Origin of the sequence: Nocardioides sp. NPDC087217 (genome assembly GCF_044744805.1) — a bacterium.
In the GTDB taxonomy this organism is placed as follows: Bacteria; Actinomycetota; Actinomycetes; order Propionibacteriales; family Nocardioidaceae; genus Nocardioides.
Genome location: NZ_JBIUZB010000002.1, coordinates 305,642 through 320,919, shown reverse-complemented (window position 1 = coordinate 320,919; position 15,278 = coordinate 305,642). Strand labels below are relative to the sequence as shown.

The window sequence follows — 15,278 nt, the reverse complement described above, 5'->3', positions numbered from 1 at the left end:
GACTCGGCCGTAAAGCTCAGGCCTCCGGAAAAGCGGCTGGATCCGCGGCGTATCCCACCATCCAGCTCGGCTCGATGGTGGCGTAGACGACGCCCGGCCCCTCCCAGGTCTGCGGGTCCGAGCCGTAGAACTCGGTGAAGTAGGCGTTGTGCTCGTCGAACGCCGGCCCCTCGGAGACGACGTGCGCGGTGCCGTGGGTGAAGACGCCGATGCGCTCCCCGTCGACGTGGGTCGCGCTGACGGCGGGGCGGGCGAGCATGTGCTTGGCCTTGATGGCGGTGGGAGAAGTCCCGAACAACCAGCGCCCGTGTACGAAGTGGCCGTCGACGCAGCTCGTCCGCGGCTCACCGCGGGCGGTCACGGTGGCCAGCACGAGCACCTTCATGCCCGCCAGCTCGGTGACGAGCTGACGGGCGTTCAGGCGTTGCTCGTCGTTGACGATGCCGGTCAGATGGCCGCTCGCGCGGCCGATCGAGGCGTCCAGGAGGTGTTGCAGGTCGGCGATCTCTTCGTCTGTCTCGTGCACACGACGAGTCTCACACCGACGGTCCCGGGGCCGCTTGACCGTTCTTGCGCGGCTATTCGATCGCGGCAGCGATCTCCGGCGGGATGGCGGTCGACCCCGAGCCGTCGGCAGCGACGACCACGTAGACGACCGACACCGCGCAGGTGACGTCCTCGCCCCGGCGGAACTCGAACTCGAGCGTGAAGCTCTTGGTGCCGATCCGGGTGGTGCGCACCGGCACCTGGACGCGGTCGCCGAAGCCGATGCCGGCCTTCCAGTCCAGGTCGGCGTGGGCGAGCTGGACGTCGACGCCCAGCTCCTGCCAGCGGCTGTACGGCACCCCGCGGGTGTCGATGAAGTGGGTCATCGCCTCATCGACGTAGGTGAGGTACCAGCCGTTGAACATCACCCCCTGCATGTCGACCTCGAGGTAGCGAGGCGTGAACTCGTAGACCGTCGTCACGGCCGCTCCTTCGCGGGCAGGATCCGCCCGCTGACCTCGCCGAGCGCGATCCGGCCGCCGCCCGGCGCGGGCGCGGTGGCGGTGATGGTGACCTCGTCGCCGTCCTCCAGGAACGTACGCACCGACCCGTCGTCGAGCTTGAACGGCTCGGCCCCCGACCAGCTGAGCTCGAGGAACGAGCCGCGCTGGCCCGGCTCCGGGCCGCTGATCGTGCCGCTGGCGAACAGGTCGCCGACGCGCAGCGAGGCGCCGTTGGCGGTCATGTGCGCGAGCATCTGCGGGGCGGTCCAGTACATGGTGGCGTACGGCGGCTCGGCGACCAGCGAACCGTTGAGCCGGACCTCGAGGGCGAGGTCGAGGGCCCAGGGCTCCAGCGCCGAGTCGTCCAGGTAGCCGGCCAGCGGAACGTCTCGCTCCGGGGGCCGGACCCGGGCTGCCTCGAGTGCTGCGAGCGGGAGAACCCACGGCGAGATCGAGGTGGCGAACGACTTGCCGAGGAACGGGCCCAGCGGGACGTACTCCCAGGCCTGGATGTCGCGCGCGGACCAGTCGTTGAGGAGCGTGATCCCGAAGATGTGGTCGGCGGCCTCGGCGAGCGGGACGGGGTCACCCATCCGGGAGCCCTTGCCGACCACGAAGCCGAGCTCGGCCTCGATGTCGAGCCGCACGGAGGGGCCGTCGACAACGCCGTCGGGCGTCTTCCGCAGCCCGGTCGGCCGGACGACGTCGGTGCCGGAGACGACCACCGTGCCGGAGCGGCCGTGGTAGCCGATCGGCAGGTGCTTCCAGTTGGGCGTCAGCGGCTCGGAGTCGGGGCGGAACATCTTCCCGACGTTGGACGCGTGGTGCTCGGAGGCGTAGAAGTCGACGTAGTCGGCCACCGTGAACGGCAGCAGCAGATCGGCGTCCTCGATCGCGATCAGGTTCGGTCGCACCTGGTCCTCGCTCGCCGGGTCGCTGAGCAGCCGGGTCACCTCGGCACGTACGTCCTTCCAGACGGCCGGTCCGGCGGCGAGCAGCGCGTCGAGGCCTCCGGCGCCGACGCCCGTGACCGCGGCGACGTCGAGCACCAGGTCACCGATCCGCGCCCCGAGCCGCGGCGCGGGGTCCGCGGCGGTGCGGAAGGTGGCGTACGGAAGCGCCTCGAGGCCGAACTGACTGTCCTTGATGTCCAGCCACGATGTCACGCGGCCACCTCCGTAGCGCAAGCGCCAGGATACGGACGCAGCCGCGTGTTGATTGAATGGTTCGCTCGCTGACGCTCGCTCACTGGCGGCCTCCCGCCCAGGTCCAGGCGTACTTGCCGTCGTCGACCGTGGCGCCGGCCTCGCCGACCTCCAGGGGCCGGAAGGTGTCAACCATGACCGCGAGCTCGTCGAAGAACTCCGCGCCCAGGCTGCGCTCCATCGCACCGGGCTGCGGCCCGTGGGCGTGGCCGCCGGGGTGGAGGGTGATCGAGCCGATGCCGATCCCGGAGCCCTTGCGGGCCTCGTAGTCGCCACCGACGTAGAACATGACCTCGTCGGAGTCGACGTTGGAGTGGTAGTAGGGCACCGGCACCGCGAGCTCGTGGTAGTCCACCTTGCGGGGCACGAAGTTGCAGATCACGAAGTTGTTGCCCTCGAAGACCTGGTGGGCCGGCGGCGGCTGGTGGACCTTGCCGGTGATCGGCATGTAGTCGGCGATGTTGAAGACGTACGGGTAGAGGCAGCCATCCCAGCCGACGACATCGAACGGGTGGTGCGGGAGGACGTGGACCGAGCCGGCGATGCCGCCGGCACCCGGGCCGCGATGCTTGACGTAGACCTCGGCCTCACTCGCGTCGACCGTCTGCGGATCGGTCGGGAGTCGGAGGTCCCGCTCGCAGTAGGGAGCGTGCTCGAGGAACTGGCCGAACCGGGAGAGGTAGCGCTTCGGCGGGGCGATGTGGGAGTTCGCCTCGATCGCGTAGACCCGCAGCGGAGCGTCGCCGCTGGGTACCCACCGGTGGGTGGTGGCACGCGGGATCACCACGTAGTCGCCCTCACCGACCTCCAGGTTGCCGAAGACGGTCTCGACGACCCCGGTCCCCGACTCGACGTAGACACACTCGTCGCCGATCGCGTTGCGGTAGAGCGGCGAGGCCTCCCCCGCCACCGCATAGTGAAGACGTACGTCGCCGTTGCCGAGCACCAGCCGGCGCCCGGTCACCGGGTCGTGACGCTTCCATTCTTCACCTGGGAAGAGGTCGTGAAGCCCGAGGTGCATCGGGCGCAGCGGATGGTTGGGGGTGGTGCCGTGGTCGGGCAGCTCCCAGATGCGTACGTCCTTCACCGCCGAGGGGATGTGGCGGTGGTAGAGCAGGGAGGAGTCCGAGGAGAACCCTTCCTCGCCCATGAGCTCTTCGTAGTAGAGATTCCCTTCTCCGTCGCGGTGTTGGGTGTGCCGCTTGGGCGGGATGTGCCCGCGCTGTTGGTAATGCGCCATACCCCGGATCGTACGTGACCTGGACCACAGCGATCACGGGGGCCGAACGTCCTGAATTCATCCCAGGTACCTCCCGGGGCATACCTCCCTCCCCTAGGATCCGGAGATGCCCTCCGACACCCCCGAGACCCTCTTCGTCGCACACGCGACGGGTCGTCTCCTGCATGTCCGGGCCTGCCCCCAGCTCCTCGGCCTCGACGCCCCGATCAGGGCCACCGCCGCGCAGATCGAGACGCTGGGCACGTGCGCTTGGTGCGCCAAGGAGCTCTCCGAGGCCGGCCGAAAATACTTCGACTCTGTCGAACAGGCCGTACGCACTCTCGACCCGTCTGACGATGCTGTTCGGGCTACCGAGGCGGCGCTGGGTGACGTCGACTATGAGCTCGTCTGGGTTCCGCCTAGCTATTCGCACATCGCTGTCGGGGACAAGGAACATGCGGTCGCATGGATTGGGCGGGGTTGTGTCATGCATGAGGATGGGCGGCTCATCGACTTCGGGTAAGCCCGTCTTTTCGTGGTTGGCGTGGGCCGCCGACCCGTTCGTTGAGGGTCTTCTCGATCTGGACCGGCGTCAAGGACGCCCTTCGGGCGCCGGCTTCGCCGGCCGCCTTCGGCGGTCCTGGACTCCGGACCAGATCGAGAAAAGACTTGGCTGGCTATCGGGGCGGCGGCCCGGGTGTGGCGCAGCGGAATCTTCCTTGGGGCGGGTGAGGTTGATGGGGCGTGAGGGTGGCCCTTCGGGCCACTTACCATCCACAGGCGCTAGGTCGTTCACTCACCGCGAAAACAGGGTTTGACCTGGGAAAATAGATAGCCAGAACGGCGTGCGAAGCGTAGAATCGGACCCATCACAGCACACCTCCGAGGAGAGGACAGCGATGAGTCTCGGCCGCTCGATCGACCACTGGGGAGCCAACCCCGGCGATGCGATCGACGCTGCCTTGGCCGCCATCGAGTCCGCCCTTCAAGATCTCCTCTCGACCGATCCCGCCTATTGGCGGACCGGGCAGAAGAAGGACCTCCTCGAGCGGCTGGAGAAGCTCCAGGCCCAGCAAGCCGCATTGAAGCTGCGGGTGCTCGCCACGGCCGGTGATATCGCCGAAGAGACCGGTGCCAAAGACGCCTCCGCCTGGATGCGGACCGAGCTGCTGGTCGACAAAGCCGTGGCTCGCTCCCAGATCAAGCTCGCGGCAGCGGTCACCAAGTACGACCTCGTGGCTGACGGCCTCGCCGAGGGCGTGGTGTCCCAGGACAAAGCACGGGTGATCACCCAGGCGCTCGACAAGATCCAGACCGACCCCGTCGCCAGCGCCGAGGATCTGGTCCTCGCGGAGAAGCTGCTCGTTGACTACGCCTCTCGGTTGACCGCGAACGAGCTCCGCATCGTCGGACGACGGATCCTGGCCGAGATCGACCCGGCCCGGTTCGACGACGCCGAAGCCAAAGCCCTCCTCGCCGAAGAGGAACGCGCCCAGCAGAAGACCGCGCTGCGGGTGTGGGACAACCACGACGGCACCATCGGCTTCGACGGCGTCCTGCCGACCTCGATCGGGCACAGGTTCAAGCGGCTGGTCGAGTCCTGGGCCCAACCCCGCAAACAACAACTCGTCGCCAAGGGCGCCCCGCTGCCGCCGTGGGAACGACTCATGGGCCAGGGCTTCTCGCGGCTGCTCGAGACCGTCGACCCGGCCGGGCTGCCACGCCACGGTGGCGACGCCACCGTGGTCAACGTGGTGATCAGCCTGGAGGAGCTCCGCAAGGACCTCGGCATCGCCACCCTGGGCTATGACGAGACCAACGGCGCCACCATCTCCGCAGCGGAGGCAAGGCGGATGGCGTGCAACGCCACCATCATCCCCTGGGTCCTCGGTGGCGACAGCGAGGTCCTCGACGCCGGCCGGGGCAGCCGGTTCTTCCAACCCATCCAGCGCAAGGCGCTCCGGTTGCAGCACAAGTGCTGCCAAGCCGAGGGCTGTGACATGCCACCGGAATGGTGCGACGCCCACCACCTCGACCCCTGGGCCGCCGGCGGAAAGACCGACCTCAACGACGGGGCGTTGTTGTGTCCCCATCATCACCGCCTCGCCCACGCACCCGGCTATACCCATGAGCGGCTACCCGACGGGACCATCAGGTTCACCCGTCGCCCCTAACCGACTGGGCGAGGAACCACTTCACCGGGTCCTGCCCGTCGGGCCTGAGGGCTCCAACCGTCGAGCGGTCTCGGCTCTCGCTGAAGCGGCCCGTCCTGGTGCCCAAATGAGCGTTCCGGTCAGCTTTCTCGACTCCACGCCCGTCGCTCCCCACCGGCGAGGACACTTCCCCACTCCAGTGGAGGTTCCCCACTTTCCGGAGCATGGGGAACCTCCACGCCCGTGGGGAACTCTCCCGATCGGTGGGAACTCGCGACCCGGCCGGCACCGAACCCACCCCGGTCAAGAACAACGGCCCGCTTGTGAACCATTCACAAGTTCGCGCCCACTGCCGTAGGCACCCCGAGGCACCAGGACTCCCCCGCACGACCAGCCAGGGCCCCAAGCCCGTGCCCAACTGAATCCGCTGCGCCAAACTCTCGCCGCCGACCCGATACAGGCCAAGTCTTTCTCGATCGCGCACCGGGTCAAGGATCGCCGAAGGCGACCGGCGAAGCCGGGGGGCGAAGCCCGTCCTTGACGCGGTGCGCGATCGAGAAACAATCGAACCAAGGGTCGGCGGCGAACCCAGAAACGAAACCACGGCCACCTCCGCGGCGGCGAACCGAGACCAAACCAAGACCGACAAAGCCCGACCACCGACACCAGAAACAGGCGGTATCCTCGAAGCATGACCGCGTTGCCCGACTGGATGCACCCTCCCCGTGAGGAGGGTTGGTACTCCGAAGACCTCGACATGCTCGTCGAGGCGCCGCGTCATACCGAACTCATCGACGGAGCCCTGGTCTTCAATATGTCACCGCAGCGCCGCTGGCACAGTCGGCTCGTCACGGCCCTGACCAACGCGCTGACGGCGCAGGCGCCCGACGGGTTCGAGGTGGATCGGGAGCTGACGGTGGTGCTCGACAGGCGCAACCGGCCGGAGCCGGACGTGCTGGTGAGCACGGCACGGATCTCGGACCAGGCCTCGTTCTACGATGCCGATTCTGTCGTCCTGGTGGTCGAGGTGGTCTCGCCGGAGTCCGAGCACCGCGACCGGGCGGTGAAGCCGCAGAAGTACGCTGAGGCGGGGATCACCCACTACTGGCGCATCGAGAACGAGGACGGCGCGCCCGCGATCCATGTCTACGAGCGCGACGACCTCACCAACGCCTACGTCCCGATCGGGATCTTCCGCGACCGGCTCGACGTCCCGGTGCCGTTCCCGATCAAGATCGACCTCACCGACCTGCTCCGCTGACGTCAGTCGTCGGCACCTCGGGCACCTCGGCGGGCAGCTGCTCCTGCTGGACGAGGTGGAGGTAGGAGAGGTGGCGCTCGTACTGGTCGAGGACGTCACCCATCAGCTGCTCGTGTGAGTAGCCGTTGACGTCGTAGCCCTGGGTGCCCTCGGCGAGGTGGACCTCGGCGCGGAAGTAGACGTCGCCGGTGACCCGGCCGACGGCGAAGGTCGGAGCGGGGCACGGCAGCGGGGTGACCTTGTAGACGAACGCAGGCGCGTCCTCCAGATCGGTGTGGATCTGGACGCCGGCGACGCCGCGTACGGCCTTGGTCTCGGTCACCACCGACGTCAGGCCATGCGAGCAGAGCTCGGCGGCGACCTCGTCGAGGACCGGCTTCGCGACCGTGCCGATGAACCGCTCGGTGTCCCTGGCGGTCGGATAGGTGACCGAGCGGCGCAACCGCTGCGCGAGCGACGGACGTACGCCGCCCTCGCCCGCCCCGGCGAGGCGGGCCGAGGAGATCGCGCCCGGGAACGAGTAGCGTGCGCTCGCGGACTTGAACGACTCCAGCCGTAGCGAGCGGTGGAGTCCCACGGCGACCAGGGCGAGCACGACCGAGAACGGTAGGCCCATGATGATCGTCGCGTTGGTCAAGGTCGTCAGCCACGCATCACCGCCGGCGAACATCAGAGCAAGGGTCAGCGCCCCGATCGCCACCGACCAGAAGATCCGCACCGGGATCGAGCAGTCGGCCATCGGGTGCGGCAGCCGCGAGGTGAAGTTGCCCATCACGAGCGCGCCCGAGTCGGCCGAGGTGACGTAGTAGAGGAACCCGGTCATGGTGGCGAGCGCGACCAGCGCGATCGCCCCCGGGTAGTTGTCGAGGAAGGCGTAGAAGCCCTGCGCGTAGTTGGCGCTGGTCAGCTCACCGAACTCGGCGTCGCCGCCGCGGATACGGCCGAGCGCGCTGTTGCCGAAGATCGAGACCCACAGCAGGATGAATCCGAACGGGATCATCATCACGCCGACCAGGAACTGCCGGATCGTCCGCCCGCGCGAGATCCGCGCCAGGAACAGCCCGACGAACGGCGACCAGGCCACCCACCAGGCCCAGAAGAAGAGCGTCCACAGGTTCTTCCAGACGCCGACGTCGGGGTTCTCGACGGTGTCGTACGGCATCGTGTCGAAGCTCATCCCGGGCAGGTGCACGAGATAGTCGCCGAGGTTCATCACCAGCGAGTTGAGCAGGAACGCGGTGTTGTCGGAGAAGAGCACGTAGAGCATCAGCGCCAGGGACAGCAGCACGTTCAGCTCGGAGAGCCGGCGGATGCCCTTGTCGACCCCGGAGACGGCCGAGATGGTGCCGAGCAGCACCGCGACCACCACCAGACCGACCTGGGCGGCACGGCCCTCGGGGATGTCGAAGAGGACGTTGAGACCCGCGTTGAGCAGGGCGATCGAGATGCCGAGCGAGGTGGCGATGCCGAAGATGGTGCCGAGCACCGCGGCCATGTCGATGCCGTCGCCGAGCCGCCCGTGGACCCGCTTGCCGAAGATCGGGTAGAGCGCGGAACGGATCGAGAGCGGCAGCCCGTGGCGGAAGGAGAAGTAGCCCAGCGCCATGCCCATGACGGCGTACATCGCCCAGCCGGACAGGCCGTAGTGGAACAGCGTCCAGCCCACCGCTTGCTCGGCGGCGGCGATGGTGCCGCCCTCGCCGGTCGGCGGGGTGAGGTACTGCGAGACGGGCTCGGCGACCGAGTAGAACATCAGGTCGGCGCCGATCCCGGCCGCGAAGAGCATCGCCGTCCAGGTGAACATCGAATACTCCGGCCGCGACTCCTCCGGGCCGAGCCGGACCCGCCCGTAGCGGGACAGACAGATGAACAGCACGAACGCGATCAGCGCAGCGGCGAGCGCGAAGTACCACCAGCCGAAGTACGTCGAGATCCACCCCACGACGTGCCCGATCGCGGCGCCCGCGGTGTCCGGCGCGAGCAGTGTGAAGAGCGTGAACGCGACCACCACTCCGGCGGAGCCGAAGAAGACGGTCTTGTTCAGCTCCGGCTTCGTCGTCGGGATCTCGTCTGGGTCTGCGGCGGGTTCACCCAAGGGCGTACGCGACGGGTCGATTGTCTCCGGCATGAGCTGTCTCCTCCGGTTGGGGTGCCCGGCAGGCTAGTCCGCCCGGCGCCGGCTTGGGTCACGATCGGGTTTCAGGACTTGTTGCGCGGGTCCCCGGCCGGCCACAGCGGCGAGTCGTCGCGGTGGCGGTAGTAGGGCACATCGGAGGGCGCCAGCGGGGTGTTGCCGGCGATCAGGTCGGCTGCCTTCTCCGCGACCATCATCACGGGCGCGTAGATGTTGCCGTTGGTGACGTACGGGAAGACGCTCGCGTCCACGACCCGTAGTCCTTCGGTGCCGTGCACCTTCATCGAGGTGGGGTCGGTGACGGCCATCTCGCCGGTCCCCATCGCAGCGGTGCAGGAAGGGTGCAGCGCGGTCTCGGCGTCCTTGCGGACCCACTCGAGGATCTCCTCGTCGGTCTCCACGCTCGGTCCCGGGGACATCTCGCCGGCGTTGAACGGCGCGAAGGCGGGCTGGTTGAGGATGTTGCGCGCCACCCGGACCGCCTCCACCCACTCCTTGCGGTCCGTCGGGGTGGAGAGGTAGTTGAAGAGCATCGACGGCTTCTGCATCGGGTCGGCGCTCTTGATCCGCACATGGCCACGGGTGTCGGCGTACATCGGGCCGATGTGCACCTGGTAGCCGTGCTGGCCCTTCTCCTGGCCGGGCGCCATGGACCCGTCGTAGCGGATCGCGATCGGCAGGAAGTGGAACATCAGGTTGGGCCAGTCCACGTCCTCGTTGGACCGCGCGAACCCGCCGCCCTCGAAGTGGTTGGTCGCACCCAGGCCCTTCTTCTGGAAGAGCCACTGCCAGGCGATCTTGGGCCGCTGGTGCCACACCAGACCGGGCGCGATCGAGACAGGCTGCTTGGAGGCGTACTGGATGTAGACCTCGAGGTGGTCCTGGAGGTTCTCCCCCACGCCGGGAAGGTTGTGCACGACGTCGATCCCGTGCTGCCGCAGCAGCGACTCCTCCCCCACACCGGAGAGCTGGAGCAGCTGGGGCGTGTTGATCGCGCCGCCGCAGCAGATCACCTCGCCGGCGTTGACGGTGTGCTCCCGGCGCGCCCGGCCGACCCCGCGTACGTAGTCCACGCCGGTCGCCCGCGGGACGTCACCGGAGGTGTCGAAACGGATCTTGGTGGCGTACGCGAAGGTCTCGACGTCGAGGTTGGGGCGGCTCATCACCGGGTGCAGGTAGGCCCGGGCGGCCGACCAGCGGCGGCCGTCCTTCACGTTGCGGTCGAAGGGGGCGAACCCCTCCTGGCGGTAGCCGTTGACGTCGTCGGTGAGCGGGTAGCCGGCCTCCTGGGCGGCCTCGAAGAAGGCCGAGAAGAGCGGATTGGAGGCGGGACCGCGCTCGAGGTGGAGCGGCCCGGAGCCACCGCGCCACTGGTCGGCGCCGGAGGTGCCGTCCTCGAGGAAGCGGCTCTCCATGCGCTTGAAGTAGGGCAGGCAGTGGCGGTAGTCCCAGGTCTCCATGCCGGGGTCGGCCGCCCAGCGCTCGTAGTCCATCGGGTTGCCGCGCTGGAAGATCATCCCGTTGATCGAGCTCGACCCGCCGAGCACCTTGCCGCGGGCATGGTAGACCTTGCGGCCGCCCAGGTGAGGCTCGGGATCGGTCTCGTAGCCCCAGTCGTAGAGCTTCGAGCCGATCGGGAACGGCAGCGCGGCCGGCATGTGGATGAACGGGTCGATCTTGAAGTCGCTGTGACCGGCCTCGAGGACCAGCACCTTCGTGGACGGGTCGGCGCTGAGCCGGTTGGCGAGAGCGGATCCGGCCGAGCCGCCGCCGACGATCACGTAGTCATAGGTCTGGGTCATCGTCTTCACTTCTCCTCGGCGGTGCCGGTGTTCGGGGAGGTCGGGGCGAACCAGTGCTGCGGGCTGGGATCGATGTTGTGCCAGATGTGCTTGGTCTCGCGGTACTCCTCGAGCCCTGCCTGGCCGAGCTCGCGCCCGATCCCGGACTGCTTGTAGCCGCCCCACTCGGCCTGGGCGACGTACGGGTGGTAGTCGTTGATCCAGACCGTGCCCATCCGGAGCTTCGCGGCGACCCGCTCGGCACGGCCGGCGTCAGAGGTCCACACCGCGCCGGCGAGGCCGTAGATGGAGTCGTTGGCGATGCGGACGGCGTCGTCCTCGTCGGTGAAGGTCTCCACGGTGAGGACCGGCCCGAAGGACTCGTCCTGGGTGACGGACATGTCGGTGGTGCAGTCGTCGAGGATCGTCGGCAGGTAGTAGAAGCCGTCGGCGAGCGCAGGGTCGTCGGGGCGCTTGCCACCGGTGCGGAGGGTGGCACCCTCGGCGAGACCCTTCGCGACGTACGCCTCCACCTTGTCGCGGTGGGCGCTGCTGGTCAGCGGGCCGGTCTCGGCCCCCTCGTCGAAGGGGCCGCCGAGACGGATCTGCTCGGCCCGGGCGACGAGCTCGTCGACGAAGCTGTCCTTGATCGACTCCTCGATGATCAGCCGCGCGCCGGCGGAGCAGACCTGGCCGGAGTGCAGGAAGACGGCGGTCAGCGCGAAGTCGAGCGCGGTCTCGCGGTCGGAGTCGGCGAAGACGATGTTGGGGTTCTTGCCGCCGAGCTCGAGGGCGACCTTCTTGACCGTCGCGGCGGCGTTGGCCATCAGCCGCTTGCCCGTGGCGAGGCCACCGGTGAAGGAGACCAGGTCGATGCGGGGGTCCTCGGACAGCGGTGCGCCCGCAGTCGGACCCTCACCGAGCACCAGATTGCCGACACCCGCCGGGAGACCAGCCTCCTCGAGCACCTTCATCAGGTGGATCGCACTGTGCGGCGTGATCTCGCTGGGCTTCAGCACGAACGTGTTGCCCGCGGCCAGGCACGGCGCGACCTTCCACGCCACCTGAAGCAGCGGGTAGTTCCACGGGGTGATCAGGCCGCAGACTCCTACCGGCTCATGCACGATCCGGCTCTTCACGGCGGCGTTCCCGGTGTCGATGACGCGGCCGGCGTCCTCGGCGGCGACGTGCCCGAAGTGACGGAACACGGAGACCACGTCGGCGACGTCGTACTCGCTCTCCACCAGTCGCTTCCCGGTGTCGAGCGACTCCGCCCGGGCGATGATCGCGGTGTCGCGCTCGAGCAGGTCGGCGACCTTCAACAGCAGGTCACCCCGCTCCCGCGCAGGCGTCGCCGGCCACCCGCCACTGTCGAAGGCGTTCCGCGCCGCGGCGATCGCGGCCCGGGTGTCCTCCGCTCCAGCCTCCGCAACGGTTCCGACGACCGCGCCGTCTGCCGGACAGCGGATCTCCCGCTGCTCGCCCGACTGCGCAGGCAACCAGCGCCCGTCGATGTAGATCTGGCTCATGCAACCTCCAGCGTCGGGTTGCCGAACAGGCAACCGCAGGTGAATTGCAAATGATCCTGCGCCGACGCGAAGGGCCAGGTCAAGGGCTGGAAGGACAAAATTGTTGCAGGTGGTACAAATTTGTTGCAGCTGATACAAACGGCTGCGGCAGTTGTTACAGTCGCCGCATGACGACCGCTGGGACCGCGCCTGCGAAAGACCCACAACGCCGCGCTGCCTGGGCCGAGCTGGCGACCGACTACGTCCACGAGCACGGACTGATCGGCCTGAGCCTGCGCCCGCTGGCGGCCGAGCTGGGCACCAGCAACCGGGTCCTGCTCTACCACTTCGGCACCAAGGACCAGGTGGTCGCCGACGTCCTCCGCACATCCAACGAGCGGTCGGTCGCCGGGGTCGCCGCGCTCGAGCCCTCCCAGGACCTGCGTTCGGCTGTCTATGACCTCTGGTCGGTGATGGAGGGCGACCGGTGCAGCTGGATCTATGTGGAGGCGGCCGCGCTCGGTCTCTTCGGCAGGGAGCCGTACGTCTCGGCGGTCCGCGAGGCCAACGCACTGTGGATGGCCGGTCTCATCGCGCACCTGGACAAGTCCGGTGTGGATCCCGCCGTCGCCGAACGGGCAGCCCACGTCATCGACGCCGCCTTCATGGGGTTCCAGCTCAGCCAGGGTCCCGACGGCCACCTCCCTGAGCGTGCCCGGTCCGTCGATGACCTGGCGGACGCCGTCGCCGGGCTGGCCTGATCCGCGCGGAGCTCGTTCCTCTCCTCCAACCTGTCACGGATCGGCGATCGCCGGTGTCCTAGGGGCATGAACCCCGACAAGCAGGAGGAATCCATGAGCAAGCAGACCCACGTCGTGGTCGTCGGTGGCGGGTACGCCGGCGTGATGGCCGCGAACCGGCTCACCAAGCGCGAGGACATCGCCATCACCCTGGTCAACTCGCGCGACCACTTCGTCGAGCGGATCCGGCTGCACCAGCTGGTCGCCGGCTCGTCCGAGGCGGTGGTGGCCTACGCCGACGTCCTGAGTCCGCGGGTCCGTCTGCACGTCGGCACGGTGAGCGCCATCGACGCCGCCGCGCGGACGGTCGCACTCGAGGACGGGGAGGAGCTGGCTTACGACTATCTGGTCTACGCCGTCGGCAGCACCGGCGAGACACAGGTGGCGGGAGCGCAGGAACATGCCTTCGGCGTCTCGACCTACGAGGAGGCGACCCGGCTGAAGGCGGTGCTGGGCACGACGCCGGCCGACGCGCCGGTGGTCGTCGTCGGCGGCGGGCCGACCGGCATCGAGGTCTCCTCCGAGCTCGCCGAGGCGGGCCGGAACGTGGCTCTGATCTGCGGAGACCGGCTGGGTCCGTGGCTGCACGAGAAGGGCCGCACTGACGCCGAGCGCGCTCTGCGGCGGCTCGGCGTCGGCATCGTCGAGGGCGCCCGGGTGGCGGAGGTGTTGGATGGCCGGGTACGCCTCGACAACGGCCGCGAGCTGACCAGCTCGGTGACGATCTGGACCGCCGGGTTCACCACGCCGGACCTGGCGCGCCGCAGCGGGCTGTCCACCGACGAAGCCGGCCGGCTGGTCACCGACGAGACCCTGACCAGCGTCGACGACGACCGGATCGTCGCGACCGGGGACGCTGCGGCGCCGTCGGGACTGGCGTACCGGATGAGCTGCCAGGCCGCCAACCAGCTCGGGCCGCTGGCCGCGGAGACGGTGCTCACGCGCCTCTCGGGCGCGACACCGAAGCCGGTGAGCATCGGCTTCGTGGGACAGTGCATCAGCATCGGCCGCGGTCTCGGCCTGGTGAACTTCGCCCGCCGCGACGACTCCGCAGTGGGCGCCCGCCTCCGTGGCGTGCCCGCGGCGAAGGTGAAGGAGCTCGTCTGCCGCAGCACGATCTGGGCCCTGGGGATGGAGGCGCGTCACCCCGGCTCCGCGATCGGCTTCAAGGACCGGTCGCGCGCCACGCGCGTCCAGGCAGCAGCGGTCACCCCGCTGGTCCGGGAGCACAGCCTGTGAGTCTCGCCGTCGGGGTGGCTCACTTCGGGAGGAGTTCAGGCAGGGGACGTACGGCGGTCGCCACAGGATCACGCGACTCGGCCAGGTTGAGGGGCACCCTCACCGAAAGAGATCCTGATGCGTACCTTCGTCCGGTCGCTGACCGCGGTGCTCGCCGCGGCCGCGTTCCTCTCCCCCACCGCCGCCACGGCGAGCTCGACCGACTCCGCGCGATCCTCCGCCGACCTCGGTACGCCGCACGCGCAGGCGCATGCCCACAACGACTACGAGCACGAGCGTCCGCTGCTCGACGCACTGGAGCACGGCTTCACGAGCGTCGAGGCCGACGTGTGGCTGGTCGACGGCGAGCTCCTGGTGGCGCACGACGCGGAGGACCTCGACCCGGCGCGCACGCTGGAGGGCCTCTACCTCGCCCCGCTCAAGAAGCTCGTCAGCGGCAGGGGACGCGACGTCTACCCCGGCTACGACGGCACGTTCCAGCTCCTGATCGACATCAAGAACACCGGCGAGGCGACCTACGCGGCGATCGAGAAGGAGCTCGGAGACTACGAGGAGCTCTTCACCCGCTATGAGAACGGCGTCGTCAAGGACGGTCCGGTCGAGGCGGTCATCAGCGGTGACCGGCCGCTGGAGACGATGCGGAGGGCGACTGAGCGACTCAGCTTCTACGACGGCCGGATGACCGACCTCCACTCCGGCATACCGGCCTCGCTGATGCCGCTGGTCAGCGACAACTGGACCAAGGTCTTCGCCTGGCAGGGCATCGGCCCGATGCCGGAGACCGAGCGCCGCAGGCTCCAGGAGATCGTCGACCACGCTCATGCCCAGGGCTACCGGGTGCGCTTCTGGGCGACGCCGGACACCGACGGCCCCGCACGTGAGGCGGTCTGGACAGAGCTGCTCGCAGCCGGCGTCGATCACATCAACACCGACGACCTCGAGGATCTGGACGCCTTCCTGACCGCCAACGGCTAGGCCGGTCCCACGGT

13 protein-coding genes are annotated in these 15,278 nt (G+C 68.7%); 6 read left to right on the top strand and 7 right to left on the bottom strand.

The window, feature by feature from the left end; genetic code table 11:
- Window positions 1-16: 16 nt before the first annotated feature.
- The 4 genes from ACIO3S_RS08835 to ACIO3S_RS08820 all read right to left on the bottom strand — a co-directional run bounded on the left by ACIO3S_RS08835 (window position 17) and on the right by ACIO3S_RS08820 (window position 3,434).
- Window positions 17-526 carry a pyridoxamine 5'-phosphate oxidase family protein gene (locus tag ACIO3S_RS08835; RefSeq protein ID WP_400461863.1) on the bottom strand — a complete coding sequence of 170 codons (510 nt, stop codon included), beginning with the start codon at window positions 524-526 and terminating at the stop codon, window positions 17-19.
- A gap of 52 nt (window positions 527-578) precedes the next feature.
- Window positions 579-968: an acyl-CoA thioesterase gene (locus ACIO3S_RS08830; protein ID WP_400461861.1), complete on the bottom strand. Its 390-nt coding sequence runs from the start codon at window positions 966-968 to the stop codon at window positions 579-581.
- Window positions 965-2,155 carry a fumarylacetoacetase gene (gene fahA, locus ACIO3S_RS08825; RefSeq protein ID WP_400461859.1) on the bottom strand — a complete coding sequence of 397 codons (1,191 nt, stop codon included), beginning with the start codon at window positions 2,153-2,155 and terminating at the stop codon, window positions 965-967. Before fahA ends, ACIO3S_RS08830 begins: the two co-directional genes overlap by 4 nt.
- Before the next feature lie 79 nt (window positions 2,156-2,234).
- On the bottom strand, window positions 2,235-3,434 hold the full coding sequence (locus ACIO3S_RS08820; protein WP_400461856.1) for a homogentisate 1,2-dioxygenase: 1,200 nt from the start codon (window positions 3,432-3,434) through the stop codon (window positions 2,235-2,237).
- Window positions 3,435-3,540: 106 nt separating this feature from the next.
- On the opposite strand from ACIO3S_RS08820, the gene ACIO3S_RS08815 reads away from it, so the two are divergent.
- The 3 genes from ACIO3S_RS08815 to ACIO3S_RS08805 all read left to right on the top strand — a co-directional run bounded on the left by ACIO3S_RS08815 (window position 3,541) and on the right by ACIO3S_RS08805 (window position 6,827).
- A complete protein-coding gene (locus tag ACIO3S_RS08815) occupies window positions 3,541-3,936 on the top strand; it encodes a hypothetical protein (RefSeq protein WP_160024036.1) in 396 nt (131 codons plus the stop codon).
- 376 nt (window positions 3,937-4,312) lie between these two features.
- Window positions 4,313-5,587 (top strand): HNH endonuclease, encoded by a 1,275-nt coding sequence (locus ACIO3S_RS08810; RefSeq protein WP_400461852.1) that lies wholly within the window; start codon window positions 4,313-4,315, stop codon window positions 5,585-5,587.
- Window positions 5,588-6,257: 670 nt separating this feature from the next.
- Window positions 6,258-6,827: a Uma2 family endonuclease gene (locus tag ACIO3S_RS08805; RefSeq protein ID WP_160024038.1), complete on the top strand. Its 570-nt coding sequence runs from the start codon at window positions 6,258-6,260 to the stop codon at window positions 6,825-6,827.
- Here the strand turns inward: ACIO3S_RS08805 and betT are convergent.
- From betT to ACIO3S_RS08790, 3 genes are all read right to left on the bottom strand, one after another.
- A complete protein-coding gene (gene betT, locus ACIO3S_RS08800; RefSeq protein WP_400461849.1) occupies window positions 6,808-8,955 on the bottom strand; it encodes a choline BCCT transporter BetT in 2,148 nt (715 codons plus the stop codon). The genes ACIO3S_RS08805 and betT overlap by 20 nt on opposite strands.
- Before the next feature lie 71 nt (window positions 8,956-9,026).
- Complete coding sequence (gene betA / locus ACIO3S_RS08795; RefSeq protein ID WP_400461846.1) at window positions 9,027-10,763, bottom strand: choline dehydrogenase; 1,737 nt, start codon at window positions 10,761-10,763, stop codon at window positions 9,027-9,029.
- Window positions 10,764-10,768: 5 nt separating this feature from the next.
- On the bottom strand, window positions 10,769-12,271 hold the full coding sequence (locus tag ACIO3S_RS08790; RefSeq protein WP_350836984.1) for an aldehyde dehydrogenase family protein: 1,503 nt from the start codon (window positions 12,269-12,271) through the stop codon (window positions 10,769-10,771).
- A 167-nt stretch (window positions 12,272-12,438) separates the two neighbouring features.
- On the opposite strand from ACIO3S_RS08790, the gene ACIO3S_RS08785 reads away from it, so the two are divergent.
- The 3 genes from ACIO3S_RS08785 (at window position 12,439) to ACIO3S_RS08775 (ending at window position 15,264) form a co-directional block, all read left to right on the top strand.
- Window positions 12,439-13,011 carry a TetR/AcrR family transcriptional regulator gene (locus ACIO3S_RS08785; RefSeq protein WP_400461844.1) on the top strand — a complete coding sequence of 191 codons (573 nt, stop codon included), beginning with the start codon at window positions 12,439-12,441 and terminating at the stop codon, window positions 13,009-13,011.
- 93 nt (window positions 13,012-13,104) lie between these two features.
- Window positions 13,105-14,289, top strand: a complete 1,185-nt coding sequence (locus tag ACIO3S_RS08780) for an NAD(P)/FAD-dependent oxidoreductase (protein ID WP_400461841.1) — start codon at window positions 13,105-13,107, stop codon at window positions 14,287-14,289.
- Between the two features lie 117 nt (window positions 14,290-14,406).
- On the top strand, window positions 14,407-15,264 hold the full coding sequence (locus tag ACIO3S_RS08775; protein WP_400461838.1) for a phosphatidylinositol-specific phospholipase C/glycerophosphodiester phosphodiesterase family protein: 858 nt from the start codon (window positions 14,407-14,409) through the stop codon (window positions 15,262-15,264).
- The last annotated feature ends 14 nt before the right edge of the window (window positions 15,265-15,278 follow it).

What these genes read in the sequence shown, in the direction of transcription:
- ACIO3S_RS08820 (WP_400461856.1), bottom strand. Translation starts at nt 3,434, where the DNA reads ATGGCGCATTACCAACAGCGCGGGCACATCCCGCCCAAGCGGCACACC.
- ACIO3S_RS08815 (WP_160024036.1), top strand. Translation starts at nt 3,541, where the DNA reads ATGCCCTCCGACACCCCCGAGACCCTCTTCGTCGCACACGCGACGGGT.
- ACIO3S_RS08810 (WP_400461852.1), top strand. Translation starts at nt 4,313, where the DNA reads ATGAGTCTCGGCCGCTCGATCGACCACTGGGGAGCCAACCCCGGCGAT.
- ACIO3S_RS08805 (WP_160024038.1), top strand. Translation starts at nt 6,258, where the DNA reads ATGACCGCGTTGCCCGACTGGATGCACCCTCCCCGTGAGGAGGGTTGG.
- betT (WP_400461849.1), bottom strand. Translation starts at nt 8,955, where the DNA reads ATGCCGGAGACAATCGACCCGTCGCGTACGCCCTTGGGTGAACCCGCC.
- betA (WP_400461846.1), bottom strand. Translation starts at nt 10,763, where the DNA reads ATGACCCAGACCTATGACTACGTGATCGTCGGCGGCGGCTCGGCCGGA.
- ACIO3S_RS08790 (WP_350836984.1), bottom strand. Translation starts at nt 12,271, where the DNA reads ATGAGCCAGATCTACATCGACGGGCGCTGGTTGCCTGCGCAGTCGGGC.
- ACIO3S_RS08785 (WP_400461844.1), top strand. Translation starts at nt 12,439, where the DNA reads ATGACGACCGCTGGGACCGCGCCTGCGAAAGACCCACAACGCCGCGCT.
- ACIO3S_RS08780 (WP_400461841.1), top strand. Translation starts at nt 13,105, where the DNA reads ATGAGCAAGCAGACCCACGTCGTGGTCGTCGGTGGCGGGTACGCCGGC.
- ACIO3S_RS08775 (WP_400461838.1), top strand. Translation starts at nt 14,407, where the DNA reads ATGCGTACCTTCGTCCGGTCGCTGACCGCGGTGCTCGCCGCGGCCGCG.